This window comes from Micromonospora sp. NPDC049044, assembly GCF_040649215.1.
In the GTDB taxonomy this organism is placed as follows: domain Bacteria; phylum Actinomycetota; class Actinomycetes; order Mycobacteriales; family Micromonosporaceae; genus Micromonospora.
On sequence record NZ_JBEZFA010000018.1, the window covers coordinates 1 to 24604 of the forward strand.

The following is a 24604-nucleotide window of genomic DNA, read 5'->3' on the forward strand; positions in this document are numbered from 1 at the left end:
CGACCGCCAAGACCCGGCTCGAAACGAGCTTCGACCCCGCCTCGGTACGCGCCATGAAAGCCTCGGCCACCAGTGACCTCACTATCGGCGGCGCATCGATGGGATCGGCGAACACCAGCACGGCGGCCGCGGCGGCCATCGATCCGAGCAGCATCGCGAGCACCTTCGGGCCCGGGCCACCGCCCGGCCGCGTCGCTGCGCTGCCGACGACCGGCCGCTGGACCTGGGTACGCTCGGCCGGCGCTCCGACCAGTGGCGCGACGGCGGTCCGCAGCAGCTCGTCGGACGGACCCGCGAGCGCCTGCGCCGCCGCGGCCATCGCCGCCGCCGTCGGGAAGCGCCGCGCGGGCTCCTTGGCCATCGCGGTGGCGACCAGCCGCTGGACCGCCGCCGGCACGTCCTCGGGCAGCGGCTGTGGCTCCTCGTCGAGATGCCGCAGCGCCACCGCCACCGCGTTCTCACCCTCGTGCGGGGGCCTGCCGGCGAGGCAGTGGTAGACGACGGCCCCCAGCGCGTAGATGTCGATCGCCGGCCTGGTCTCGTTCCGCACTACCTGCTCGGGTGCCATGTAGAGGGCGGTACCGACGACCTGGTTCGTGCCGGTCAGGCTCGCCGCCTCCTGGGTCACCGCGACGCCGAAGTCGACGAGCACGACGTGCCCGTCCGGCTCGATGATCAGGTTGCTGGGCTTGACGTCACGGTGCACCACGCCGGCGTCGTGGGCGGCCTGCAGCGCACGGGCGGTCTGCGCGGCGATCGACATCGTCTCGGCCGCGTCCAGCCGGCCGACCTCGGCGATCCGCTCCGACAGGGGCTGACCCTGCACGCACTCCATCACGATGTACGCGAGCGCGTCGGGCCCGGACACCTCACCGTAGTCGTAGACCTGGGCGATGCCGGGATGACGCAGGGCCGCCATCGCCCGGGCCTCGCGCCGGAACCGCTCGCCGAAGCCGGCGTCGGCGACCAGTCGAGGTTGCAGCATCTTGACCGCGACGCAGCGGTCCAGGGTCTCGTCGACCGCCCGCCAGACGTCACCCATCCCACCGCTGGCGATGCTCTCGACCAGACGGTAACGGTCTCCGACGACTTGCCCCACAATCGGCATGACACCCTCGGTACCCCGGACTCCTCGATCTCAAGCACGGGGACGCCGGGTCGGCTCCCGGACCGCTGGTGGGGCGGGGTTCCGGCCGGGTCAGACGGTGATGACGACCTTGGCCCGCGCGTGCTCGCCTTCGAGGTACCGGATGGCCCGGGGCACCTCGTGCAGGGGATAGCTGCGGTCGATGACCGGGGTGAGGCGGCCGGCTTCGGCGTGGGCGCGCAGCGTGTCGAGGTGCTGCCGGGCGGGCACGGTGGTGAGGACGACGATGCGGTGTCGGACGAAAGGGGCCAGCAGCCGGCCGCGCGCGATCAGCCCGATCGGCCCGACGAGGCTGCCGCCGCGGTACACACCGCCGCCGGAGAGCACAAGCGTCCCGGTCGGGGTCAGCACCCGTCGCAGCGCCCGCAGTGAGCGGTTGCCGACCAGGTCGAACACCACGTCGTAGCGGCGGGTGTCGAGCGCGAAGTCGTCGCGGGTGTAGTCGACGACGTGGTCGGCGCCGAGGGAACTGACGAGTTCGACGTTGCGGGTGCTGCACACGGCGGTCACTGTCGCGCCGAGCGCGGTGGCCAACTGGACCGCCAGCGTGCCGACCCCGCCGGAGGCGCCGTTGACGAGCACGCGGTGGCCGGGCTCGACCGGCCCGGCGGCCAGGCCCATGAGTGCGGTGACGCCGGCCAGTGGCAGGGCGGCGGCCTGCTGCGCCGTCAGGTTCGCCGGCTTCGCCGCGACCAGGCTCTCGGGCACACACACGTACTGCGCGAAGGCGCCGTTGGCGTCACCGAGGTCGCCGAAGACGGCGTCACCCGGCTGGAACTCCCGAACGTGGGCGCCGACGGCCTCGACCCGGCCGGCGAAGTCCCGGCCCCGGATGCGGGCCCGGGGCCGGGAGCGGCCCAGCGCCAGCCGCGCCAGCCGTGGATCGCCGCGCATGGCATGCCAGTCGTACGCGTTGAGTGCCGCCGCCTCCACCCGCACGAGCACCTCGTCGGGGGCGGGCACCGGCGTGTCCACGTCGGCGAGGGTGAGTGTGTCGGGTGGGCCGTACCGGTCCTGGACGATCGCCTTCATGAGTGCACCCTCCCTAGGTGTACGGCGTACACCTGATGCGGAAAAGGCTAGGTGTACGCCGTACACCTGTCAAGGGGATTAGGGTTCGGTTGTCCACCGGACGACGAGGAGCGAGATGGCCGAGCAGGCGGAGACGCTGCGCCGCACGCCACTGAGCAGGGACCGGGTCCTCCGCGCCGCCGTCGCGCTCGCCGACGAGGCCGGGATCGAGTCCCTCAGCATGCGTAACCTGGCCCAGGACCTGGGCGTCGTGCCGATGGCGCTCTACAAGCACGTGGCCAACAAGGACGAACTGCTCGACGGCATGATCGACGTGGTCGTCGGCGAGATCGGCGCGCCCGAGGTCGGTGCCGACTGGAAGCCCGCGGTCCGCCAGCGCATCCTCTCGGCGCGCGAGGTGCTGCAGCGCCACCCCTGGGCACCGCTGGCGATCGAGTCGCGCAACATGGCGACGCCGGCCGTGCTGGCCTACCTCGACGCCGTGATCGGGACGTTGCGGGCCGGCGGATTCTCCGTCGATCTGGCCCACCACGTGATGCACGCGATGGGCAGCCGGGTCCTGGGCTTCAGCCAGGAGCTGTTCGACGCCGACCGGCGCGCCGGTCGGTCCGGCCGGACCGAGCCGGCCCCGCCGGCGGCCCTGCCACCCGAGGTCGCGGCCATGTTCCCGCACGTCGCGGAGATCGCCATGGCGGCGTCCCACGACGACGCGTCGGTGCTGGGGCAGGGCTGCGACGACCAGTTCGAGTTCGAGTTCGCGCTGGACCTGCTGCTGGACGGCATCGAACGACTGCACGAGCGCGGCTGGGCGTCGCCGCGCCGGCCGCACTGACGTCCCGCACCGGCCCCGCCACGTCCGACGGGGCCGGCTCGACCGATCGCGGGTCAGGTCAGCTGTTCAGCCGAGCGAGCAGGGCGGTGGCCATGCCCTGCTCACCCCGGGCGTTCGGGTGGAACGGTGCTGCCGAGTTCTGGGGCACCAACCCCTCGACCCACCGGGTGCCGCTGCCCTTGCACGCGTCACGGCCGATCGACGGGGTGTAGACGTCGGCGTAGCTGGCGCCGTTGGCACTCGCGGCGCTGGCCAGCATCGCGTTCAGCGACTTCTCGACGCCGCGCAGGTACGGCACGTCCTGGTAGGCGATCGGGACCACCGGCCAGCAGCCGTAACCGGTGTCCGGCAGGATCGCCGGGTAACCGAGGACCACGACCCGCGCGCCCGGCGCGGCCTGGCGGACCGCCCGCAACACGGCGGTCACCTTCGGCGTGGCGGCGACGATCCGCGCCTGCAACTGGTCGACACCTCCGGCGGTGTACCGGTTCTTGCACGGCGACCCGAGCGGGCTGCTGAGGCTCGCCTCGGCACAGTCGCCGATGATGCCGGCGAAGCCGATGTCGTTGCCGCCGATCTGCACCGTCACCAGCGCCGTGGTGGACGTGACCGCGTTGAGCTGCGGTGGCAGCGTGACACCCAACTGGCCGCTGCCCCCGTAGAGGATGTCGTCGGTGGTGGCGCCGGAGCAGCTCACGTCGGCGAACGACGACGAGCCCGCGGCGGCGGCCACCAGCGAGGGGTAGTTGCGGTTGGAGCGCAGGCAGTTCAGGTCGACCTGGGTGGGGACCAGCGGACCGGCGGTGTACGAGTCGCCGAGCGCGACGTACCTGCCGGCGGGTACGGCGGCGCTGGCGGGTGTGGCGACGGTGAGCAGCACGCCGACGGTGGCCACGGCGAGTGTGGCCAACCGGCTGGCTGCCCGCAGGCGGGGTAGGAGGGGCAGGCGGGGACGGATCATGACGCCTCCCAGAGGGGATCACGGGGGTGGTGGTGCCGCGATCCTGTCGCCGCCGACGCCGCACGTCAATATCGATGAGCCTCACTAAATTGTGTTCCGAGGTGTGGGACGGCACGGTGGTGCTCAGCCCCGGCGCGCTGCGCCGGCCGCGCCGGTCTCGCCACTAACGACCCGCCTCGGGATCCGATCGGGCCGCAGCCGGGTGCCTGGCTACTGCCCGGCCGGCACCTGGTCCTTGACGTCGTCGTAGCCGACCTTTCCGGGTGCGGCGGCCGGCGCGTAGATCACGCGCAGCACGCCCGTCGGAAACGCCTCGGTCGCCAGCACCCGCAGGTGGTACGCCTGGTCGCCCTCGTCGAAGAGCTTGCGGCCCTTACGCGCCGCCACCGGATGCACCAGCAGGCGCAGCTCGTCGACCAGCCCCGCGGCCAGCAACTGCTGCACGACAGAGATGGACCCGGGGATGAGGATGCCGCGCACTCCTTCGTCGGCCTTGAGCGACGCGACGGCATCGACGAGATCACCGGCGATCAGCTCGGAGTTTCGCCAGGAGAACGTCAGCGGTTGGCGGGAGACGACGACCTTGCGGATGTCCCCGAGTTGCTTGGCGAACGGCGCGTCCTCCCCGCCGGCGGCCTCCCGGTCGGGCCACGCGCCGGCGAAGCTGTCGTAGGTCTCACGGCCGATGAGCAGCACGTCGCCGGTCTCATAGTCCTCGGTGACGGCGCGGCCCATGTTCTCGTCGAAGTACGGGAAGTGCCAGTCGGGGTCGATCTCGGCCACCCCGTCGGCAGAGATGAACAGGGTGGAGATGACCTTTGCCATCGCGGGAATCCCTTCAGCTCAGGTGATGTCGCAGGTAGACCGGCGCATCATCCCAAACTCTCCCGCCAGCGTCCGCCCCGACGAGGACTTCGGCGTTTCGCTCTCGTGGCGAGCGGCCGGCGGCCACCTCCGCGGGGGCGGATGCGGTAGTGGGCGCTACACCGCCCACCGCCTCCGAGCCGGTGCCAAGGCGGCGCACGAGTGGGCGGGCCCGGCGTTCACCGAGCCCGCCCGTCTCGCGGTCAGGCAGGTTAACGTTGCAGGGTCAGCAGACCCGGCCGGTACGGCAGGAGGCCGTAGTCGACGCCGTTGGAGCTGGGCGAGCGACCCTGGTAGAGCAGTTGCAGGTTGCAGGCGTTGACAGTCATCGTCTGGTCGGCGCTGGTCCGCAGCAACTCACCGTGGCTGATGTCGTTGGTCCAGGTCGCACCACTGTTGGCCTTACCCGCGAACGGGTTGCTCTGAGACGCGGCCTGCGGCGTCCACGAACCGTTCAGGCTGGTCGCCGTGAACGAGCGGAAGTACCGACCCTGCGAACCGATCGCCTCGACGATCATCAGGTACTTGTTCAGACCCTGCAGCTTGTACACCTGCGGCGCCTCGAACAGGTTGTTCGTCGTGTCACTCATGATCGTCGTGTAGCTGCTACCGAAGTTACCCGGGAAGTTCCCGATCGGCATGCTGACCCGGTAGATCTTGCCGTTGTCACCGGCGAAGAACAGGTACATGTTCGTCCCGTCACCGATCAGCGCCTGATCGATCGGACCCGTCCCCGAACCCGTGATGCTCCCGGTGAACAACGTCTGCGCCGCCGACCAACCATTCGGATTCGTCGGGTCACTCGAAGTCCGGTACGAGAACGCCGGCCCACCCCACTGATAGGCGAGCACCCAGATGTTCTTCGGCGCGAAGTAGAACAACGACGGCGCCACAGTCCCCGAGTTCATCCCGTTCTGACTCGCCGACGCCATCTGCGAGTAGTTCGTGAACAGACCGAAGTTCATCGAACCCCACCTGGTCCCGAAGTCGTGCGTGGTCGCGTAGACCAACTGCTGACCGTTGTACGGCGCCACGGTGAAGTCCTTGAGCGACACCCACCCGGACTTCGGGTTCGCCAGCGATCCGGTCGACGACCACCGGTACGACGAGGGCAGGTCGCAGCCGTTCGGCGGCGGTGTCGTCGGAGGCGGGGTGGTCGGTGGGGGCGTCGTCGGGGGCGGGGTGGTCGGCGGTGGGCTGGTCGGCGGGGGCGTCGTCGTCGGGGGCGGCGTCACCGGGTTGCCGGTGCACGCCACACCGTTGAGCGCGAAGCTCGTCGGCGCGGGGTTGCTGCCCGTCCAGGAACCGTTGAACCCGAACGACACAGTGCCGTTGGTCGGGACCGAGCCGTTGTAGCTCACGTTCGCCGCGGTGACCGCGGAGCCGCTCTGCGTCAACGCGGTGCTCCACGCCTGGGTGACCGTCTGCCCGGCGGCATAGGACCACGTCAACGTCCAGCCGTTCAGTGGGTCACCCAGGTTGGTGATCGACACGTTGGCGCTGAATCCACCCTGCCACTGCGACGGCACGGCGTAGTCGACCGAACAGCCCGCCGCCGCGGCACCGGCCGGCAGCGCCGCGACGACAGTCGTCGAGACGAGTAGGGCGACGCCGGCCGACGCCAGACCGACATTTGTGTATCTGGATCTGGTCATAGAGCACCTTCCTGAGGGGGGCGGCGGCCATGCATTGGTGGTGATCGCTGGCGTGGTCGCGTTTGTGAGCGTTAACAGGCCGCGACAGGTATGTTACGGGAGCGCTCCCATACCCTCAACCTCGAACTCACGAGTTTCGATTTCTCGTCGGTCGGAGGCTCACGAATACATCAGGTGCAGCGTCATGCCGGCGTCGGCGTGCGCCAGATTGTGGCAGTGGTTGGCCCACACCCCCGGGTTGTCGGCGCGGAACGCCACCTCCCACACCTCGCCCGGCCGGACGTCGAACGAGTCCAGCCACAACGGACTCCCGGCCGCCGGCTCTCCGTCGCGCGACAGCACCAGGACGTGGTGGCCGTGCAGATGCCACGGGTGCACGACCTGGGACCGGTTGACGATGGTGAACCTGACGACGTCGCCGAGGCGTACGACCTGCGGTGGGATGTCCGGGGCGGCCGCGCCGTTGACGGTGTGCGCGTAGCGCGGGAGCAGGCCGTGCAGATCGAGTCCGCGATCGAGCACCAGTGTGAGGCTCCGGTCGAACCGCGACCAGGGCACCGCGACGGCAGCGCCGTAGTCGAGCGGATCCAACACCGGCCAGTCGCCCGTCGACGTGGACACCGCCCCGGTGGAATAGACCACCCGCCCGTCGACGAACAACGCCACAGGCGTGGCTGGTGCGGTGAACACCAGGTCGTAGCGACCCCCGGCGGGGATCAGCACAGCGGTGTCCACGAGCGACGTCGGGCCTTCCAGGTCGACGCCGTCGATCGCGGCGACCCGGAAGGCGGTCCCGGCCAGGGCGTAGCGGTGCGTCGTACTGTCGGTGTTGATCAGCCGCAGCCGTGCCGGCTGACCCGCCTCGACGCGCTCCGTTCTCGGTGCGGGCAACGGCCGGCCCACCAGGGTGTGCACCGGCACCGTGACGTCGAGGCCGGCCGTCGGCCCCGGGCGGACCACCAGGACTCCGTAGAGCCCCATCCGGACGCCGACATCGGAGACCGAATGCGTGTGGTACCAGTACGTTCCGGCCTGATCGGCGCGGAACCGGTAGACGAACTCCTGCCCCGGCAGCACCGCGGCCTGCGTCACGCCCGGCACCCCGTCCTGACTGTTCGGCACGTCGTACCCGTGCCAGTGCAGCGTGACCCCACGCCCGATGTCCCGGTTGCGCAGCGTCACCTGCATGACATCGCCGACCGTGGCGGTCAGCTCCGGCCCGGGTACCTGCGCGTTGAACGCCCACGCCGCGACGTCTCGGCCGTCCGCGCGCACCGTGGCGGTCCCGGCCGTCAGAGTGAACCGCCGGGTCGGCTCGTCGGCGGTCCGCGCATCCCGGTACCCATGATCATGGGGTACGGCGGGCGCGGCAGCCGGAACGACAGTCAGCCCGGTCCCGGTCACCAACGCGCCGACCGCCACCACGAGAGCCACCCGGGACATCGCCCGCGACGGGCGCGCACCGACGGCCCGCCACGATACCGCCGTCGCCGTGACGGTCCCGGCGACGGCGAGCAGACCCGCGCCCGCCGACGCGGGATAGCCGTGCAGAACCGTCACGAACAGGGCGCTGCTTGTGGCGTACCCGGCGAAGAGCAGCGGGACCGCGACGGACCTGATGTCGCCCGGGACCGGCAGCAACCGCGGCCCGGCCACGGCCACCGCCGCGAGCGACAGTGGACCTGTGACAAGCACCTTCTCCCCCGCGAACCACCAGCCGGCGCGAGCGAGCCCGATGATCGTGATCGCGCGGGCCAGCGTGGCGAGCAGGGCGAGGGCCGCCAGCGCCAGGGCGAGCGGACGACGCCTCGCGACCGCCGCCGAGCCGGCGCCGAGCCAACCGGCGGCCGTGAGGACGGCGATCACGAGATCGACGGCGAGCAGCGAGCCGGTGGTCATACCGGCGCCCCCGGGCGGACCGGCAGGTCAGCGGTGGCGACCGGCGCCGTCAGCCTTCGCGCCGCCTGGTGGACGCCGACCACGACGTGCACCGCGATGATCCCGTTGACGGCGTGCAGCCCACCGATGATCAGACCGAGCGGGGTGCTGACGCCCGCGGCGTCAGTGGCAGCGCGGGCGAGCATGGCGATGAGCGCCTGCACGACGACGAGGCCGAGCGGCAGGAGCGCCAGTGCGACGAGCCGACCCGGTGCCTTCGCCAGCGCCGCGAACAGCGCGGTGAGCAGGGTGAGCACCGGGATGACCGCCATCCCGTTGACGCTGTGCAGGGCGTACGAGTCGTCGGCCGCGGGTTTCGTGAACGCGCCGACGGCGGCGAAGACGAACTGCAGGGCGAACGAGACGAGCAACAGGGCGCTGATGATGACGAATGCCTTACGCATTGTGGTCTCCTAGTGGTGCGCCGCGGCCAGTGCCCGGGCGACGTGGTCGGTGGCCGTGATCGCCCCGTACGCGACAAGGCGGACGAGGTCGGCGTCGGCGGGATGGGAGAGCCGCCACAGAGCGACGTCGCCAACGCTTATCGCGCTCGGTGCGAACGCGGCCAGCAGGGCGATCCGCGTTCCGACGCGATCCCGGCCCGGCACGTCCCGGACCAGGTCGACGGCCCAGTCCGCCGGTCGGGCCGGAAACCGCCCGTCCTCCCAGCGCACGGTGCCCGTGACGGTCTGGCGGGCAACGTCGCCCAGCAGGTCCCCGCCCCGCGCGGCGGCTTGCGTCAGGGCCGCGTAGGCGACGCCGACCGGGCTGTCCCCCGCCCAGTCGGGTGCCGCCGGCGTGCCGGCGGGTAGGAGCGCGAGACTCCGGCCGGGTTCCTTCGGTCCCCGGGCCGCCCGGGCGGAGAACCAGCCCCCTACCGACCGCGTCAGCGGGGACCGTTGCAGGCCGCCGGGAAGCAGGTCGGGACCGAGCAGGGCGGACACCACCCGGTTGATGAAGTGGAAGGCGAGCACGGTGCCGGTGATCTCAGGCTGGTACGGGCTGGTCCAGCCGGCGGTCCCGGGGTTGCGGCTCGCCTTCGCCCAGGCGACGAGTTCGGCACGCCGCGCTTCGGTTGGGGTCTCGTCCCGGATGACGACCTCGGCGAGCTTCGATTCGCCGAGGGCGTGCAGCAGCATCGCGTGGGCGTCGATGCAGAACTGGCAGCGGTTGGCCCGCGACACCGCCGCCGCGACGAGTTCCCGGTCGACCCGGGACAGGTCCCCGGCGAGCAGTGCCTCACGCATCAGTGCCCAGGTCGCGGCGAGCACCTCCGGCACTGCCGCGAGCACCTGGAAGGTGGGCAGTGGACCGAGGAAGTCCTCGGACAACTGCCGGTAGACCGTCGCGGTCAGGCCGGTCGCGGCCGAGGCTCGCACTGGGGTGGAGAAGCGGTATGTCATGGGTCCGATGCTCGCCTCGACGAGCCGGGAAAACGTCGTGCCGTCGCAGGCACTCGGCCGGCTGCGGCTACCGCGTCCGCGGTACGTCCTCCTACCGCGAGCGGTGGACGCCGGTGCGTCCGGACCGTTCTACGCTTCGACGATGCGTCGCGACCTGCCGTACGCCCTCAGCGGCCTCGCCCTCGGCGGCCTCCTGCTCGCAAACGCCGCGCTCGCGCCGGACGCGGCGGCGATCGGGGCGCTCGACGTCGCCCTGGTCCTGGCCATGGCTGTCGCCCTGGCGGTGTGCCGGCGGTATCCGGCTGTGGCGTTGGGCGTGGTGACCGTCGCCATGCTGGCCCTGCACGTCCGGGTGCATCCGGGGGTGTCCGCGGCGTTCCCGGCGCTCGCCGCGGTCTACGTCGCCGCCTGGCGGGGGCAGCGGGCCGCCGCAGTGGTCGCCAGTCTCGTCTTCCTCGGCGGGTTCCTGGCCCGGGACGTCGCGGTGACCCCGACCGGCCGGCCCGGTCAGCTGATCGTCGAGCGAACCGCACTCCTACTGGGCTGGTTCGTAGCGGCGAACGTCGCGGGTCTCGTGGCACGGCAGCGCCGGGCGTACCTGGAACAGGTCGAGCAGCGGGCGATCGAGGCCGAACGCACCCGCGAGGAGGTGGCGCTGCGTCGGGCCGGCGAGGAGCGCCTGCGCATCGCCCGCGACCTGCACGACTCCCTGACCCACAGCATCTCGGTGATCAAGGTACAGGCCGGGATCGCCGTGCACCTCGCCCGCAAGCGCGGCGAGGAGCCGTCGGCCACGCTGCTGGCGATCCAGGAGGCCAGCAGCGCCGCGATGCGGGAGTTGCGGGTCACGCTCGACGTCCTGCGCTCACCCGCCGACGAGGACCGCCTCGGGCTGGCCCGGGTGGACGAACTCGCCGCGCGGACCCGGGCCGTCGGCGTCCCGGTGCAGGTCACGGTCACCGGTGCGGTCGGGGACCTGCCCGCGGAGGTCGACCAGGCCGGGTACCGCGTCGTCCAGGAAGCACTGACGAATGTGGCTCGGCACGCCGGCCCCGCCACCGCGCACGTCCATGTCGAGTACGCTCCGGCGCAGCTCGCCGTCTCGGTCACCGACGACGGTCGCGGGTCACCGGCTCAGCCGATGACACCGGGCGTGGGCCTACGCGGCATGCGCGAACGGGTGACCGGACTGGGCGGCACCCTGCATGCCGCCGCCGATGACAACGGATTCACGGTACGGGCCACGTTCCCGCTGCACACTCCCGCCCCGACCCAGCGCCCGCGCGAGGTCCAACCAGCTCAGTCCGCGACGGATCGTGACGGTGCCGACCGGAGGGAGGAGCCGGCATGATCCGGGTTCTGCTCGCCGACGATCAGGCGTTGATGCGTGCCGGTTTCCGGGCCCTGCTCGACGCGGAGGACGACCTGGAGGTCGTTGGCGAGGCCGGCGACGGTGCCGCTGCCGTCCACCTGTCGCGACGTCTGCGCCCGGACGTGGTGCTGATGGACGTGCAGATGCCGGGGCTCGACGGCATCGAGGCGACCCGCCGCATCGCCGCCGATCCGGACCTCGGCGCGGTCCACGTCCTCATTGTCACCAACTACGGGCTCGACTCCTACGTGTTCGCCGCCCTGCGTGCGGGGGCCAGTGGTTTCCTGCTGAAGGACGCGGACCCGGCCGACCTGTTGCAGGCAGTCGCCGTGGTGGCTCGCGGCGACGCACTGCTCGCGCCGGCCGTCACGCGGACACTCATCAGTGAGTTCGTCTCCGGTCCGCCGCCGGCCGAACCGGCAGCCGGACGTGAGGTGCTCACCGCCCGCGAGCAGGAGATCGTCGAGCTGGTCGGCAACGGGCTGAGCAACGACGAGATCGCCCGGCGAATGGTGATCAGTCCGTTGACCGCCAAGACGCACGTCAATCGGGCGATGACCAAGCTGCACTGCCGCGACCGCGCCCAGTTGGTGGTGTGGGCGTACGAGTCGGGCTTGATCACCCCGCGTCGGAGGTGACCGTCGACGCGGCCCGAAGGGGGCACCCGTCGGCACACGGGTTCGGGCCGACGCACTAGCATTGCCGCCGTCCGACGACGGCTCTGCTGAAACGAGGCGACATGCGTTGGCTCCGGCGGTTGCTGGGCGGTAGGCGGGTCCAGCTTGATCCGGGACGACAGCAGGCGTTGCTCCGCGACGTGCAGCACCGCTACGGCGTTCACGCGCAGATCCGGTTCACCGAGCAGGTCGAGGCGCTCACCACCACCCTGGACAGCGACGACGGCCTGGTGGTGGCGGCCCAGATCGTCGGTCAGGTCGCCGACGAGGCGCACGTGGACCTGCAGTCCCAGGCCCAGGAGATCCACCGGCGGACCGGCCGCCGGCTGCTTGTGCACCGCCGCAACTACCGGCCGCTGTGGCGGGAGGCCGGTCCGGCTCTGCGGTGGCCGCTGTTCGCGTTACCGTCCGGCTTCTACCCGTACGCGCAGGTGGCCGCCGCCGTCGCGGTGGTCGGCAACCGGGCTCCCCGGCTCGACCGGGTGACCGACCCGAATCCGTTGCTGACCCGTGTGTTCGAGGTGCTCGACCTCACCACCGCAGGCTGGGAGTACGGCCGGGTGCGGGTGGACACCGACGCCGCCGCGCTCGCCGATCGGCTGATCACGACCGCCGGGCAGGTCCTCGCCGCGATGGACGACCCGCCCCGGTTGCCACCGTCGGTGCGGGAGCTGATGCGCCGCAACAACACCTTCGACGTGCACGACCCGGCCGGCCCGCGGGTGGTGGGCGGGATCAACCTGGGCGCGAGGATGCGGGAGAACTTCCTGGTCTGAGCACCCTCGGGCGCTCCTGATCGGAGCGTCGGTCGGGAACGCGCGTCGGCTGCCCGCCGGTCACCGGTCGGCGGTCGGCGGTGTTTGCGCTTGTTCGACCTGCTGGATGAGTTGCTTGAGGTGGGCGATCTCGTCGCGCAGGGCGGCTTGACCGGCGGCGGTGAGGGTGACCCAGGTGCGCGGGCGCTTGCCCTCGTAGCCCTTCTCGATGTGGATCAGCTCGGCCTTCTCCAGGACGGTCAAATGCTGCCCGAGGTTACCGGCGGTCAGCTGCAGGGTGGTGCGGAGAAAACCGAACTCGACCTGGCGGCCCTGGTGCGCGATGGCCATGATGCCGAGCCGGACGCGCTGGTGGACGACGTCGTCGAGGCCGTTGGCGGGGTGATCGGTCATCACGCGCGAACCGCGGGGGTCGGCCGGAACAGGGCGAAGGCGGCGGCTCCCAGGAGCAGCACCCCCGCTGGGACGAGCAGCTGCGGCAGGAAGAACCACCGCGACGACGAGTGAATGACCTGGTTGCCCTGAACCATCCCGATCGCCAGGTAGACAAGGGTGTACGCCAGCAGTGCCCAGTGGCGTTCGACCCACGCGAGCACCAGCAGCGCCAGCCCGATCGCCGCCAGCGGACTGGCCAGCCCGTTGACGAGCCACGCGGCCGGCCCGACCTCGATCCGCACCGGGTCGGTGGAGAAGGGGTCGGCGGGCTGGGGAAGGAGCGGGTGGAACGTCAACCAGATCGACACGGCTGTCATCAGGACGGCCAACGCGACGCCGACGACGACGTAGGGGCGGATGGGGGTGCCCACGCCGCGCCGTCGGGACTGTCGTACGTAGAAGCCTGCGATCGCCGCGTAGGAGAGCACCAGCGCGACTGTCCAGTATCCGAGCTCCACCGGGTTGGGCGTCATGCAGACCGTGTGCTGGGGGCGGGATCGGCAGGTGCCGAAGACGTCGAGGTAGGGGGCGTACCGGTAGACGGGGATCGCGAGCAGGGTGATCGTCGCGAAGACCGACAGCGGGAACCAGGTGCCGCGCTGGGCGACACGGACCCGGCGGGTCAGGTCACGCACGGCCGCCAGCAGCTCGTGAGGGCTGTCCGTCTGAGGAACAGGATCGTCTGTCATGAAGTTAGCTTTGCATTACAGACCTGACTGCGCAAGAGAACGCACGATGCTTTCGTGGCCGACACGACAACTGCGCGCAACAGCTTGCCCACCCGCCGCACACCGCTCGACCATCTGCTCATGGGGCCAGAGCGTCGTGTCATCCTCGGGGTCGACGTGGGCACCACCACCGTGCGGGCGGGCGCGTTCGCACTGGACGGCTCCGCTCGACACGTCCGGACGCGGACGTACCCGCTCCTCCAACCGCTGCCCGGCTGGCAGGTCCAGGACCCCGACGTGCTGGTGGCGGCTACCCTCGCGGCGGTGTCCGCGTGTGTCGCCGACACCGCCGGGGCGGAGGTCGTCGCCCTCGCGGTCAGCTCCCCCAGGCACTGCGTGATCGGGTTGGACGCGACACTCACGCCGGTGACGCCGCTGTTGACCGGGGCTGACACGCGGTCCGCGGAGGTGGCCCGCGACCTGCGGGTCTCCGGCCAGAGCCGGGAGTTGCACCGGGTCACCGGCACGCCCGTGCACCCGGGAAGCCCGCTCTGCAAGCTCATCTGGTTCGCCCGTCACGAGCCGTACCTCTGCACCGCGACGCGATGGTGGATCGGCCTGAAGGACTACCTGGTCCATCGGCTGACCGGGACGTTGGTGACCGAACTGTCGTCGGCGTCCGGCACCGGCATGTTCGACGTCCATCGACGGGTGTGGAGCGCGGGCGTACTCGATCTCGTCGGGGTGTCCGGCAGCCAACTGCCCCCGGTCCTGCCCACGACGGGCGTGTTGCGGCTCTCCTCGGCGGCAGGGCAGGGGGTCGGCCTGCCGTCCGGCACACCTGTCGTGGTGGGCGCGGCTGACGGTCCGTCGCGCAGCCTGGGCATGGCGGCGATCGACAGCACCGTCGCCGGTCTGACCCTCGCGGCCACCGGGGCCCTGCGGACCGTCGTCGCGGCTCCGCTCGTCGACCCGTCGGAGACCTTCTCCTGCGCTGCGCTGACCGAGGACGCGTGGGTGGTCGGCACGACGGTCAACAACGGCGGCAACGTCGTGCGGTGGGCCGGTAGGGCCCTCGAACCCGACGTTTGCCCGGCGTCCGACGACCAGTTCAGCGCGCCCGGACTCCTGGCTCTCGCAGAACGGATCACCCCGGGGAGCGACGGACTGGTGATGTTGCCCCAGCTACGTGCCGACCGCACCCCGCAGGGGGAATCCGGCCCGCCGGGCGCGTACCTGGGGCTGCGCAGCGAGCACTCCCGAGATCACCTGGTGCGGGCCGCGCTGGAGGGTGTGTGCCTGCACCTCGGCGACGTCCGGGACCGCCTGGCCGAGCTGACCCCGATCAGCAGGGTTCGGCTGACCGGCGGCGCCTTCCGGCATCCACTGTGGCGTGCGGTGATGGCCGCGGTGCTTGACTGTCCGACCGACGTCGCGGGCGAGGACGACGATGCCGCCCTCGGCGCGGCGGCGCTCGGGCTCTTCGCGATCGGCCTCGCCGCCGACCTCACGGAGGCGGTCGCCCTGCTCGACCCGGAGATCGTCCACGGCGAACCGGTCGCGGTCGACCCATGTCTCACCACGACCTATCGCGGCCTGCGCGCGAAGCTGCCCGTACTCCGCACGGTGGTGGGCCGCGTGGGCGAGATCCTTGACGAGGTGGCCGCCGACCCGGACGTCGACAGGTGGGTCGAGGCGGTCCCGGGGGCGTCGTGAGCGGCCGACCCGGCCGGCTGAGGCGGGGCGGCGTCAGTGCTCGGGGTCCTCCTTGACCTGGGCCACGAGCTGGGTCGGGTTGACGTAGCGCAGTGCGACGACGAGCAGCACCAGCATCATCGAGGTGTAGATGACCGCCATGGCGTCGACCGACTGTTGCGCCCTGATGCCGGACGCGGACATCGAGTAGTAGAGCGCCACGACGAGGGTCTGCGAGTCGGGGCCCGCGGTCAGGAAGGTGAGTTCGAACATGCCGACGGTCCGGACGAGGACGAGGATCGCGGAGGCGAGGATGCCCGGCACGAGCAACGGCGTGAGGACGCGGAGGAACACCGTGCGCAGACCCGCGCCGCACATCCGCGCGGCGCTCTCGATCCGCGGGTCGATCTGCTCGATGAACGGGGTCATGGTCAGGATGACGAAGGGCACCGATGGTACGAGGTTGGCGAGCACGACACCCGACAGGTGCCCGGCCAGCCCGAACTTGTAGAGCACGGTGGCCAGCGGGATGCCGTACGTGATCGGGGGCATGAGGATGGGCAGCAGGAACACGAGGAAGGTCAGCCGCTTGCCGGGGAAGGACCGTCGGGCGAGGACGTAGGCCGCCGGCACACCGATCAGCAGCGAGAGGCCCACGACGAGTACGGAGACCTCGAGTGTCACGACGATCACCTGGAGCAGCGCGAACTCGTCCCAGGCCCGGCCGTACCAGCTGGTGGTGTAGCCGTCCGGGAGCCAGGTGTCGAACCAGCGCCTGCCGAACGAGCTGACCAGCACGGACGCCACGACGCCCAGCAGGTTGAGGAAGAAGAAGATGACGACGCCCCACACGAGCCAGGCGGCCGGCCGGGCGGTGACGCGCCGACGCCGGTCGTCGGTGGCGGGGGGTCGCGCCGGTGACGCCTGGGTGATCGAAGCCATCAGCCCTTGCCTCCGGTGGCGCCGGTGTAGAAACGACTGCGCGCGGCAAGCACCACCGCGATGACTACCAACTCGACGAACCCCATGATCGTTGCGATCGCCGACGCGTACGGGTAGTCGTACTGCTCGTACGCCGCCTGGTAGGCGGCGAGGGAGATGACCCGGGTCTCACCGGCCGGGTTGCCGACCAGGACGGCCGACGGGAACACGCTGAACGCCAGCACGAACGTCAGGCAGAAGGTGGTGGCCAGACCCGGCATCAGCAGCGGGAGGGTGATCCGGGTGAACCGGCGACGCCAGTCCGCCCCCAACGTCGCTGCCGCCCGCTCCAGGGTGGGGTCGATACCGGAGAGGTACGAGAGCACCAGCAGGAACGCGAACGGAAACCCGGTGATCACCAGCGAGAGGAACACCCCCCAGTAGTTGTGCGTCAGGCGTACCGGCTCGTCGACGAGGTTCGTGGCGAGCAGGATCCGGTTGAACCAACCGGTCGGGCCGAGGAAGTTCAGCAGCCCCTGGGCGGTGAGGACGGTGCCGAGCGTGATCGGCACGACAAGCAGCGTGGTGACCAGTCGCTTGCCCCGGAACCGGCCGCGCATCCGGTAGGCGATCGGCACGGCGGCGAGGACGTTCAGCAGCGCGGCGGGCAGCGCGATCCGCAGCGTGATCCAGATCGTGCCCCGCTCGTAGGCGTCGGAGAAGAACCGGGCGTAGTCGCTGAGCGGCCCGCCGTCGGTCGGCTGGAACGAGAGCGTCAACCCGTAGAAGAACGGGTAGAGGAACAGGGCGATGACGAAGACCAGCGCCGGGACCAACAGGAAGAGCTGACGGTCGACGCCCCGTTCGGCGAGACGGTGTCGCCAGTGCGCCAACGGTCGACCGGGTCCGGCGGCGCTCACCGGGTCGCCGCCGAGGCGTCCGCGCGGCGGTCGATGTCCGCGGTGCCGCCGGCGGGATAGACGAGCAGCCGCCGCGGGTCGATGGCGAGCTTGACCTGGTCGCCGGGCGCGATCCGCTGCTCGGTACGCAGGTGCAGCGACTGGCCCGTGTCGGTACGAGCCTCGGCCGCCAACTCGCGGCCCTGATACTCCACCACCTCGATGGTCGCCGACAGGGCGTTGGTGGTCCCCCCGGCCCCGTCGACGCGGATGTCCTCGGGACGCACCGCGACCACCACGTCCGCGCCGTCGGCGGGGTCGCCGACGGCCTCGCCGTGCAGGCGTTGACCTGACGACTCGACAGTGGCCCTGCTGCCGTCGCGCCGCTGCACCCGGCCCCGCCACAGGTTCCGGTAGCCCATGAAGTCGGCGACGTGCCAGTTCGCCGGCCGGGTGTGCAACTCGCGTGGTGACCCGATCTGCTGCACCCGCCCCTCCCGCAGCACGACCAGGCGGTCGGCCAGGGAGAGCGCCTCCTCCTGGTCGTGCGTGACGTAGACGGTGGTGAGCCCCAGCGACTGGTGCAGCCGGCGGATCTCGGTACGCATCTCCAGCCGCAGTTTGGCGTCGAGGTTGCTCAACGGCTCGTCCATCAGCACCAGCGACGGCTCGAACACGACGGCGCGGGCGATGGCGACGCGTTGCTGCTGACCACCGGACAGCTGACCGGGCAGCTTGTCGACGTGGTCCTCGAGCCGTACCAGCCGCACCGCCTCCGCCGTACGCCGGCGGATCTCCTCCTTCGGCAGCCGCCGCATGCGCAGCCCGAAGGCGATGTTCGCCCGCACCGTCAGGTGCGGGAAGAGGGCGTAGCTCTGGAACACCATGCCGAAGCCCCGGCGCTCCGGTGGCAGGGTGTCGATCCGCCGCTCGTCCTGCCAGATGCTCCCCCGGGTCAACGGCAGCAGCCCGGCCAGGCAGTTCAGGGCTGTCGACTTGCCACAGCCGGACGGGCCGAGCAGGGCGATGAACTCACCCGTCCCGATGGTGAGGTCCAGGTCGGTGAGCGCGTCCTGACCGCCGAACCGACGGGACACCCCGTCCAACAGCAGGTGGGAGAAGGCACTCATCCCTGCTTGACCTTCCCGCCGCCGATCTCGCGGTCCCACCTGTTGAACGCCGCCACCAGGCTCTTCGCGTCGAGCGGCACCTCGGTCGGGTTGCCGGCGATCAACGCCTCGTACTCGGGGCGGCCGAACTCCCGGATCGCGTCCTGACTCTTCTGCGGTGCCGAGGCGAGCCCGACGTCCCGCACCGCCGGCCCCGGGTAGAAGTAGCCCTCGTCGTACGCCTTGGCCTGTTGCTCGGGGGTGAGCATGAACGCCAGCAGGGCCAGCACCGCCGCCTGGGTGTCGGTCGAGACGCCCTTGGGCAGCACGGCGTAGTGCGCGTCGGTGACCCAGTGGAAGCCGTCGATCGTGGCGATCCTGGCCTCCTTCGGCACCGTGCCCAGCACCCGGGGGTTGATGTCCCAACCGGTCGTGCTGACGATCAGGTGAGCCGTGCCGTTGGCGAGGTTCTTCATCGTCTCGGTGGTGCCGGACGGGTAGTAGTCCACGTACTGACCCAGCTCCTTGAGGAAGGCCCAGGTCTTGTCCCACCCCGCGGTGGGGTCCTTGGGGTTGGCGTCACCCAGGATGTAGGGCAGCCCCATCAGGAACGTTCGACCAGGGCCGGAGTTGGCCGGCCGGGCGTACTGGAAGCGCTTGGGATTGGCCTTGGCCCAGGCGAGCAGGGCCGCCGCGGTGCTCGGTGGCGCGGCCAGGCGGGCCGGCAGGTATTCCAGCAGCGGGCCGGACGGGTAGTAGGTGACGGTGACGCCGGCGTTGCCGGCGAGCTGCTGCATCGCCGCGGCCGGTTCCAGGTAGTCGCGCATGCCGCCGAGGCGGTCCTGGAACGTCGGCAACAGGTCGAGCCAGAGCCCCTGTTCGATCCCCGCCGCCAGCCCGTCGACGCCGGTCAACACGAGACCAATGTCCACCCGGTCCGCCCCCTGCTGAGCCTTGATCTTGCCGGCCAGCTCCGGTGCCGGCGCCTTCGAATAGGTCACCCGGGAGATCACGTCGGGATTCTTGGCGACGAAGTCGTCGATCATCCCCTGGGTGAGTTGCAGGTTGCCGGCGACGTCGAGGACGTTGAGCGGCACCGCCCGACCGGGCCGCTGCGGCACCTCGCCGGTGCTGTCGCCGGTGGCCTTGCCGGGCCCCTCGGGTGCTCCGCACCCGACAGCGCCCGCGATGAGCGAGGATGCCGTGACCAGGAGAGCGCCGCGCCGCGTCATACCCATGAGCTGTTCCCTTCATCGACTACCCGGCCGGCCAGGTAGGTCCACGTCGTGCTCAGGTGGGTCGCCGACACGCACCATCCCTGAGGCATTCAGGCAGCCGGCGGGGCGCGTCGGCAACGGGTTGCCATGTATTGCCTCGCGTGGATGCGCTCGCGGCACTGGTTTGTTGCGGGGGCATTGCCGAGGGCTCACCGCCGTCATACCATGATCACGGCGCGTAGCCGGGAGGAGCATGCAGATGCCCGACCACACCAGGCCGCCCGACAAGAGGGTCACGATCTACGACGTCGCTGTCGAAGCCGACGTCTCACCGTCCACTGTGTCGCGCGCCTTCTCCAGGCCGAGCCGCGTCAACTCCGAGACCGCCGAGCGGGTCCGGCAGGTCGCGGAGCGGCTGGGCTACCGGACCAGCCCGTTGGCCCGCACCCTCAGCACGGCACGCACGCACATGATCGCGCTCGTCATCGCCGACATCACCAATCCGGTGTACGCCGAGATCGTGCGCGGCGCGCAGGAGGCGGCGTCCGACGGCGCGTACACGACGGTGCTGATCGACGCCCAAGAGTCCGACCGACGGGAACGGGAGGCTGTCGAACGGACCATGTCGACGGTCGACGGCATCGTGCTGGCCAGCAGCCGGATGTCCGACTCGGCCATCCGGATGTTCGCCAAGCAGCGGCCGGTGGTGGTCCTCAACCGCGCCATCGCCGACGTGCCCTGCGTGGTGACGGACAACCCCCGGGGCGTCCGGCGGGCCGTCGAACACCTCGGTGAGCTGGGGCACGACCACATCACGTACGTCGCCGGGCCGGAGGCCTCCTGGCCGAACGGCATCCGCTGGCGCTCGCTGCTCGAGGCCGGCATGGAGCTGGAGATCAAGGTACGCCAGATCGGCCCCTTCAGCCCCACCATCGCGGGCGGCGAACGGGCCGCCGAGGAGTTGTGCGCCCGGCCCGCGACCGCCGTCCTCGCCTTCAACGACCAGATGGCGATCGGCCTCATCCGCGGCCTCGGCCAGCGGGGCGTCGACATTCCGGGCGACGTCAGCATCGTGGGTTTCGACAACATCGTCGCGGCCGACATCGTCACTCCCGGGCTGACCACTGTGGCGGCACCCCTCTACGCGGAGGGTTCGGCAGCGACCCGACACCTGCTCACGATGATCGAGGGGGCACCCGGGCACACCGGTCGACCGATGGTCCTTCCGGTACGCCTCGTGGTCCGCCACTCGACGGCCGCCCGCAACCCGAGCCCGGGTCGGGCCCGACCGCCGTGGGTGCGCCGGCGGCCGACGCCCCACCCGGCGACGCGCCTGTGGTGAGGGCGCGCGGCGCCGCGACAAGAAACGACAACTCGTTGCCCGGTCCGGGGCACTCCGGACACCATCGGCACACCGCCCATCCAGCCACGTCACCGCGTTCGGGAGACGGGTCCATCGACGTCTCGAACGGACAACAGAGGAGAAGGCAATGAACCGAGGTTCGGTGCCCAGGCTGCGGCGAGTCCTCACCGTGCTCGGCACGGTGCTCGCCACTGTCGCGGCCACCCTCGCCGTCGCCACCACGCCCGCCACCGCGGCCCAGTCGCCGGACGACTACAGCGGCTCCGACCTGTGGTTGCGATACGTGCCGGTCAGCGACGCGAAGCTGCTGCGCGACTATCGCCGCACTGTCACGACGATCGTGGTCGAGAACGCCGACGCCAGTCCGGTCCACCGGCACACGACCGACCTCGCCATGGCGCCCGGCTCCACCGAGAAGCTCGCCGAGACCACGCTCGGCGCGGCCCGGGACGAGTTGGTGCGTGGCCTGGGAGGGCTCCTCGACCGCACGACACCCGTGACGACAGTCAGCGGCGACCGGATCCCCGACGGCGCGGTCGTGGTGGGCACGCCGGCAAGCTCCCCGCTGGTGCGCCGCCTCATTCCGACCCGCGACCTGGCCGGGGTCGGCGACGAAGGCTATGTGGTCCGCTCGTTGTCGCGCGGCAGGGATCGGTTCACCGTCATCGCCGGCAACACCGACCTCGGCGCGCTCTACGGGACGTACGCCTTCCTGCGGCTGGCGCAGACGCAGAAGCCCCTCGACCACCTCCGGGTCGCGGAGTCACCGAAGATCAAGCATCGACTGCTCAACAACTGGGAGACCGAGCGCCTCTACGCCGGCAACAACGCCTCCGGGCTGGGCGGGTTGAACGGGGAGAGCGGGGCGATCTTCAACTTCGCGGCGACCGGGGCGAGCGCCGGCGCCAACCTGCCCGTCATCCTCGACCGCTACGTCGTGGTGGCACGCGCGCTGGCGTCTCTCGGCATCAACGGCATCACCATCAACAACGTCAACGCCGACAACGCGTACCTGACAAGCGCCCGCATCGCACAGGAGGCGGCCCTCGCCGACGCCCTGCGCCCGTACGGCATCAAGCTGGGCCTGTCGATCCGCTACACCGCCCCCACGGACAGCCGCTTCGCGCCGGACACGCTCACCAACAGCCAACTCGATCCGTACGGCGCCGACTTCCGGGGTTGGTGGCAGCGCCGGGCGCAGCAGATCCAGGCCGCCATCCCGGACTTCATGGGCTTCACGGTGAAGGCCAACTCGGAGGGCCAGCCCGGGCCACAGGACTTCGGGTACGACCACGGCGACGGCGCCAACGCCATCGGCGCGGCTGTCGCACCACTCGGCATGACAGTGCACTGGCGCACGTTCGTCTACAACGCCGAGGTCGACAACGACCGGCTCAAGCGGGCCTACCTGGAGTTCGGGCCGATCGACGACGAGGTCCAACCGGACGGCACCAGAGGACGCTTCGCCGACAACGTGTTCCTGCAGACCAAGAACGGGCCGCTCGACTTCCAGGCCCGGGAGCCCATCCACCCGATGTTCGGCCGGATGGAGAACACCAACCAGGCCCTGGAGCTGCAGGTCACGCAGGAGTACACGGGTCAGAACTGGATGCTCACCTACCTCGGCCCGATGTACGAGGAGATCCTCAAGACCGACACGTACGCGACCGACGAGCACGGCAAGCTCCTGCGCGAGCGGCTGGTCGGCAACATCGTCGACGGGAGCGCCCAGCACCACCGGGACACCGCGATCGTCGGTGTCGCCAATCTCGGCAACGCCGACAACCTGACCGGTCACCACTTCTCCCAGGCGAACCTCTTCGCCTTCGGCCGGCAGGCGTGGGACTGGACGCTCGACTCGGCGGACATCGCGACGGACTGGGTCCGCATGACCTGGGGCAACGACCGTCGTGTCGTCGACACCATCCGGAAGATGATGATGGGGTCGTGGGAGGCGCTGGTGAGTTACCAGACGCCGCTGGGCATCGGCCACCAGTTCGCCGAGGGCGCGCACTACCGCCCCGACCCGGCCGACTGGGCCGGCCGCGACGACTGGAGCCCGGTCTACTACAACCAGGCCGACAGCGTCGGCCTGGGCTTCGACCGCTCCCCCACCGGCAGTGACCTGGCCGCCCAGTACTTCCCCCAACTCCAGCGGCGGTACGGGGACATCGACTCGGTTCCGGAGAACCTGCTGATGTGGTTCCACCATGTGCCCTGGGGCCATCGGATGGACAGCGGCCGGACGTTCTGGGACGAGCTGGTCTACCGCTACCAGATGGGCGTCCAGTACGTGACCTGGATGCGGGAGACCTGGGAGACGCTCGGAACCGACATCGACGCGCGGCGGTTCGCGGAGGTACGCGCCAAGCTGGCCGTGCACGAGACGGACGCCGCCGACTGGCGGGACACGTCGGTGAAGTACTGGAAGGAGTTCAGCGGACGGGACATCCCGGTCGACGACGCGCCCCTGTCGGCGAAGATCGTTGTCAACGGTACGGAGTTCGGCGGCTTCAACCTGTCCGACCCGTCGTACACCATCCCGGTGCCGGCCGGCGGCTCCCCCACCATCACGAAGGTGCGCACGACCGACCGCAGGGCGCGCTACCAGATCGTGTCCCAGGCGGGGAGCGTCCCCGGGCAGGCGATCGTCAAGGTCACCACGGAGAGCTTCTTCGGCCCGCTGGTGAAGAACTACGTCTTCAACCTGGTGCCCGACACGACGCTGACGAGCCTGCGCGTCGACGGCCAGCCGCTCACCTCCTTCGCACCGGCGGTGCTGCACTACAACGCCCTCAGGCCGGCCGGCACCACCGTGCCGACGGTCACCGCCGAGGCCGCCGATCCCGCCGCCACCGTCGCTGTCGAGCAGGCGGGCAGCGCCACCGGGCAGGCGCGGGTCACCGTCACCAACGGCGCGGCGACGTCGGTCTACACGGTGGACCTGAACACCACGAGCACGGGCAGCGACGAGTTCGACTCGAGCGCACTCGGTGCCCAGTGGCAGTGGGTACGACCGGACGACAGCCGGTGGCGGCTTGCCGGCGGCTCGCTTGTCATCACCGCGCAGCAGGGTGACCTGCAGGGCACCACCAACACCGCGAAGAACCTGGCCCTGCAGGACGTCGACGGTGACTGGACCGCGGACTCCCGGGTCGTCTTCTCCCGGCCGCTGGCCAACAACAACGAACAGGGCGGCGTCATCGGGTACGCCGACGACAACAACTACGTGAAGCTCGCCTGGGAGATGGGCAGCGCGACGGCGGCAGTCAACAAGGTTCGGCTGGTCCTGCTCCGCGAGCAGAACGGCGCGACGTCGACGGTGGAGATCACCGGCGCGGACGCCCAGCGGATCGTCGGGGCCGACGGCGCGATCTGGCTCCGACTGGCCAAGATCGGAGACACCTACCGCGCCTACTATTCACGCGACGGGAAGGTCTACCGCTTCATCGGCGCCACGACATTGAACGTCGAGCCGACGAAGGCCGGACTGCTGGCCTTCAACCGGGCCGGCACCTCCACCGACCTCGATGTCTCGTTCGACCACTTCCGGGTCGAGAGCCGGGGTGAGCGCCTCCGCTGACGCCCGACGACGTCCGGGCCCGTCCCTGAAGGGACGGGCCCGGACACGTTCACCGGT

21 protein-coding genes are annotated in these 24604 nt (G+C 70.7%); 7 read left to right on the forward strand and 14 right to left on the reverse strand.

Annotated features, from left to right (window positions below; translation table 11 throughout):
• A partial coding sequence (locus tag AB0B85_RS16905; protein WP_357408150.1) for a serine/threonine-protein kinase occupies positions 1-1108 on the reverse strand: 1108 nt, incomplete at its 3' end.
• A 90-nt stretch (positions 1109-1198) separates the two neighbouring features.
• Positions 1199-2179 carry an NAD(P)-dependent alcohol dehydrogenase gene (locus AB0B85_RS16910; RefSeq protein ID WP_357408152.1) on the reverse strand — a complete coding sequence of 327 codons (981 nt, stop codon included), beginning with the start codon at positions 2177-2179 and terminating at the stop codon, positions 1199-1201.
• 115 nt (positions 2180-2294) lie between these two features.
• On the opposite strand from AB0B85_RS16910, the gene AB0B85_RS16915 reads away from it, so the two are divergent.
• A complete protein-coding gene (locus AB0B85_RS16915) occupies positions 2295-3011 on the forward strand; it encodes a TetR/AcrR family transcriptional regulator C-terminal domain-containing protein (protein ID WP_357408154.1) in 717 nt (238 codons plus the stop codon).
• 58 nt (positions 3012-3069) lie between these two features.
• Here AB0B85_RS16915 and AB0B85_RS16920 read toward each other — a convergent pair whose 3' ends face one another.
• The 6 genes from AB0B85_RS16920 to AB0B85_RS16945 all read right to left on the reverse strand — a co-directional run bounded on the left by AB0B85_RS16920 (position 3070) and on the right by AB0B85_RS16945 (position 9832).
• Entirely contained in the window at positions 3070-3972 is a 903-nt protein-coding gene (locus tag AB0B85_RS16920) for an SGNH/GDSL hydrolase family protein (RefSeq protein WP_357408156.1), read from the reverse strand.
• A 210-nt stretch (positions 3973-4182) separates the two neighbouring features.
• Positions 4183-4797: a dihydrofolate reductase family protein gene (locus AB0B85_RS16925; RefSeq protein ID WP_357408158.1), complete on the reverse strand. Its 615-nt coding sequence runs from the start codon at positions 4795-4797 to the stop codon at positions 4183-4185.
• A 251-nt stretch (positions 4798-5048) separates the two neighbouring features.
• Complete coding sequence (locus AB0B85_RS16930) at positions 5049-6491, reverse strand: non-reducing end alpha-L-arabinofuranosidase family hydrolase (protein ID WP_357408160.1); 1443 nt, start codon at positions 6489-6491, stop codon at positions 5049-5051.
• Positions 6492-6650: 159 nt separating this feature from the next.
• Positions 6651-8390, reverse strand: a complete 1740-nt coding sequence (locus AB0B85_RS16935; protein WP_357408162.1) for a multicopper oxidase family protein — start codon at positions 8388-8390, stop codon at positions 6651-6653.
• Positions 8387-8833 carry a DUF6220 domain-containing protein gene (locus AB0B85_RS16940; RefSeq protein ID WP_357408164.1) on the reverse strand — a complete coding sequence of 149 codons (447 nt, stop codon included), beginning with the start codon at positions 8831-8833 and terminating at the stop codon, positions 8387-8389. The genes AB0B85_RS16935 and AB0B85_RS16940 overlap by 4 nt, the downstream gene beginning before the upstream one ends.
• A gap of 9 nt (positions 8834-8842) precedes the next feature.
• Positions 8843-9832 (reverse strand): carboxymuconolactone decarboxylase family protein, encoded by a 990-nt coding sequence (locus tag AB0B85_RS16945; RefSeq protein WP_357408166.1) that lies wholly within the window; start codon positions 9830-9832, stop codon positions 8843-8845.
• A gap of 142 nt (positions 9833-9974) precedes the next feature.
• Between AB0B85_RS16945 and AB0B85_RS16950 the strand changes: the two genes are divergently transcribed.
• The 3 genes from AB0B85_RS16950 to AB0B85_RS16960 all read left to right on the forward strand — a co-directional run bounded on the left by AB0B85_RS16950 (position 9975) and on the right by AB0B85_RS16960 (position 12657).
• Positions 9975-11183 carry a sensor histidine kinase gene (locus AB0B85_RS16950; protein WP_357408168.1) on the forward strand — a complete coding sequence of 403 codons (1209 nt, stop codon included), beginning with the start codon at positions 9975-9977 and terminating at the stop codon, positions 11181-11183.
• Positions 11180-11842 (forward strand): response regulator transcription factor, encoded by a 663-nt coding sequence (locus AB0B85_RS16955; protein ID WP_357408170.1) that lies wholly within the window; start codon positions 11180-11182, stop codon positions 11840-11842. Before AB0B85_RS16950 ends, AB0B85_RS16955 begins: the two co-directional genes overlap by 4 nt.
• 101 nt (positions 11843-11943) lie before the next feature.
• Positions 11944-12657, forward strand: coding sequence for a hypothetical protein (locus AB0B85_RS16960; protein ID WP_357408172.1), 714 nt, complete (start codon positions 11944-11946; stop codon positions 12655-12657).
• A 60-nt stretch (positions 12658-12717) separates the two neighbouring features.
• On the opposite strand, the gene AB0B85_RS16965 is transcribed toward AB0B85_RS16960, so the two are convergent.
• Positions 12718-13050 (reverse strand): transcriptional regulator, encoded by a 333-nt coding sequence (locus tag AB0B85_RS16965; protein ID WP_357408174.1) that lies wholly within the window; start codon positions 13048-13050, stop codon positions 12718-12720.
• Positions 13050-13781, reverse strand: coding sequence for a hypothetical protein (locus tag AB0B85_RS16970; RefSeq protein ID WP_357408176.1), 732 nt, complete (start codon positions 13779-13781; stop codon positions 13050-13052). Before AB0B85_RS16970 ends, AB0B85_RS16965 begins: the two co-directional genes overlap by 1 nt.
• A gap of 120 nt (positions 13782-13901) precedes the next feature.
• Between AB0B85_RS16970 and AB0B85_RS16975 the strand changes: the two genes are divergently transcribed.
• The gene (locus AB0B85_RS16975) at positions 13902-15476 is read left to right on the forward strand and encodes a gluconokinase (protein ID WP_357408178.1); all 1575 of its coding nucleotides are present in this window, start codon (positions 13902-13904) and stop codon (positions 15474-15476) included.
• A gap of 33 nt (positions 15477-15509) precedes the next feature.
• Here the strand turns inward: AB0B85_RS16975 and AB0B85_RS16980 are convergent, their stop codons facing one another.
• From AB0B85_RS16980 to AB0B85_RS16995, 4 genes are read right to left on the reverse strand one after another with little or no spacing between them, the layout of a single operon-like run.
• The gene (locus tag AB0B85_RS16980; protein WP_357408180.1) at positions 15510-16397 is read right to left on the reverse strand and encodes an ABC transporter permease; all 888 of its coding nucleotides are present in this window, start codon (positions 16395-16397) and stop codon (positions 15510-15512) included.
• The gene (locus AB0B85_RS16985) at positions 16397-17296 is read right to left on the reverse strand and encodes an ABC transporter permease (RefSeq protein ID WP_357408182.1); all 900 of its coding nucleotides are present in this window, start codon (positions 17294-17296) and stop codon (positions 16397-16399) included. The genes AB0B85_RS16980 and AB0B85_RS16985 overlap by 1 nt, the downstream gene beginning before the upstream one ends.
• Complete coding sequence (locus AB0B85_RS16990) at positions 17293-18405, reverse strand: ABC transporter ATP-binding protein (protein ID WP_357408184.1); 1113 nt, start codon at positions 18403-18405, stop codon at positions 17293-17295. Before AB0B85_RS16990 ends, AB0B85_RS16985 begins: the two co-directional genes overlap by 4 nt.
• Positions 18402-19622, reverse strand: a complete 1221-nt coding sequence (locus tag AB0B85_RS16995) for an extracellular solute-binding protein (protein WP_357408186.1) — start codon at positions 19620-19622, stop codon at positions 18402-18404. The genes AB0B85_RS16990 and AB0B85_RS16995 overlap by 4 nt, the downstream gene beginning before the upstream one ends.
• Before the next feature lie 238 nt (positions 19623-19860).
• Here AB0B85_RS16995 and AB0B85_RS17000 point away from each other — a divergent pair, with 238 nt between their 5' ends.
• On the forward strand, positions 19861-20943 hold the full coding sequence (locus AB0B85_RS17000; RefSeq protein ID WP_357408188.1) for a LacI family DNA-binding transcriptional regulator: 1083 nt from the start codon (positions 19861-19863) through the stop codon (positions 20941-20943).
• Between the two features lie 148 nt (positions 20944-21091).
• Positions 21092-24547 carry an alpha-glucuronidase family glycosyl hydrolase gene (locus AB0B85_RS17005; protein WP_357408190.1) on the forward strand — a complete coding sequence of 1152 codons (3456 nt, stop codon included), beginning with the start codon at positions 21092-21094 and terminating at the stop codon, positions 24545-24547.
• Positions 24548-24604: the final 57 nt, after the last annotated feature.

Bases quoted from the DNA above. Each gene is read 5' to 3' on its own strand.
- AB0B85_RS17005 (WP_357408190.1), top strand. From the start codon at position 21,092: ATGAACCGAGGTTCGGTGCCCAGGCTGCGGCGAGTCCTCACCGTGCTC.
- AB0B85_RS16915 (WP_357408154.1), top strand. From the start codon at position 2,295: ATGGCCGAGCAGGCGGAGACGCTGCGCCGCACGCCACTGAGCAGGGAC.
- AB0B85_RS16925 (WP_357408158.1), bottom strand. From the start codon at position 4,797: ATGGCAAAGGTCATCTCCACCCTGTTCATCTCTGCCGACGGGGTGGCC.
- AB0B85_RS16980 (WP_357408180.1), bottom strand. From the start codon at position 16,397: ATGGCTTCGATCACCCAGGCGTCACCGGCGCGACCCCCCGCCACCGAC.
- AB0B85_RS16995 (WP_357408186.1), bottom strand. From the start codon at position 19,622: ATGGGTATGACGCGGCGCGGCGCTCTCCTGGTCACGGCATCCTCGCTC.
- AB0B85_RS16975 (WP_357408178.1), top strand. From the start codon at position 13,902: ATGGGGCCAGAGCGTCGTGTCATCCTCGGGGTCGACGTGGGCACCACC.
- AB0B85_RS16930 (WP_357408160.1), bottom strand. From the start codon at position 6,491: ATGACCAGATCCAGATACACAAATGTCGGTCTGGCGTCGGCCGGCGTC.
- AB0B85_RS16960 (WP_357408172.1), top strand. From the start codon at position 11,944: ATGCGTTGGCTCCGGCGGTTGCTGGGCGGTAGGCGGGTCCAGCTTGAT.
- AB0B85_RS16940 (WP_357408164.1), bottom strand. From the start codon at position 8,833: ATGCGTAAGGCATTCGTCATCATCAGCGCCCTGTTGCTCGTCTCGTTC.
- AB0B85_RS16970 (WP_357408176.1), bottom strand. From the start codon at position 13,781: ATGACAGACGATCCTGTTCCTCAGACGGACAGCCCTCACGAGCTGCTG.
- AB0B85_RS16965 (WP_357408174.1), bottom strand. From the start codon at position 13,050: ATGACCGATCACCCCGCCAACGGCCTCGACGACGTCGTCCACCAGCGC.
- AB0B85_RS16990 (WP_357408184.1), bottom strand. From the start codon at position 18,405: ATGAGTGCCTTCTCCCACCTGCTGTTGGACGGGGTGTCCCGTCGGTTC.
- AB0B85_RS16945 (WP_357408166.1), bottom strand. From the start codon at position 9,832: ATGACATACCGCTTCTCCACCCCAGTGCGAGCCTCGGCCGCGACCGGC.
- AB0B85_RS16955 (WP_357408170.1), top strand. From the start codon at position 11,180: ATGATCCGGGTTCTGCTCGCCGACGATCAGGCGTTGATGCGTGCCGGT.
- AB0B85_RS16950 (WP_357408168.1), top strand. From the start codon at position 9,975: ATGCGTCGCGACCTGCCGTACGCCCTCAGCGGCCTCGCCCTCGGCGGC.
- AB0B85_RS16935 (WP_357408162.1), bottom strand. From the start codon at position 8,390: ATGACCACCGGCTCGCTGCTCGCCGTCGATCTCGTGATCGCCGTCCTC.
- AB0B85_RS16920 (WP_357408156.1), bottom strand. From the start codon at position 3,972: ATGATCCGTCCCCGCCTGCCCCTCCTACCCCGCCTGCGGGCAGCCAGC.
- AB0B85_RS17000 (WP_357408188.1), top strand. From the start codon at position 19,861: ATGCCCGACCACACCAGGCCGCCCGACAAGAGGGTCACGATCTACGAC.
- AB0B85_RS16910 (WP_357408152.1), bottom strand. From the start codon at position 2,179: ATGAAGGCGATCGTCCAGGACCGGTACGGCCCACCCGACACACTCACC.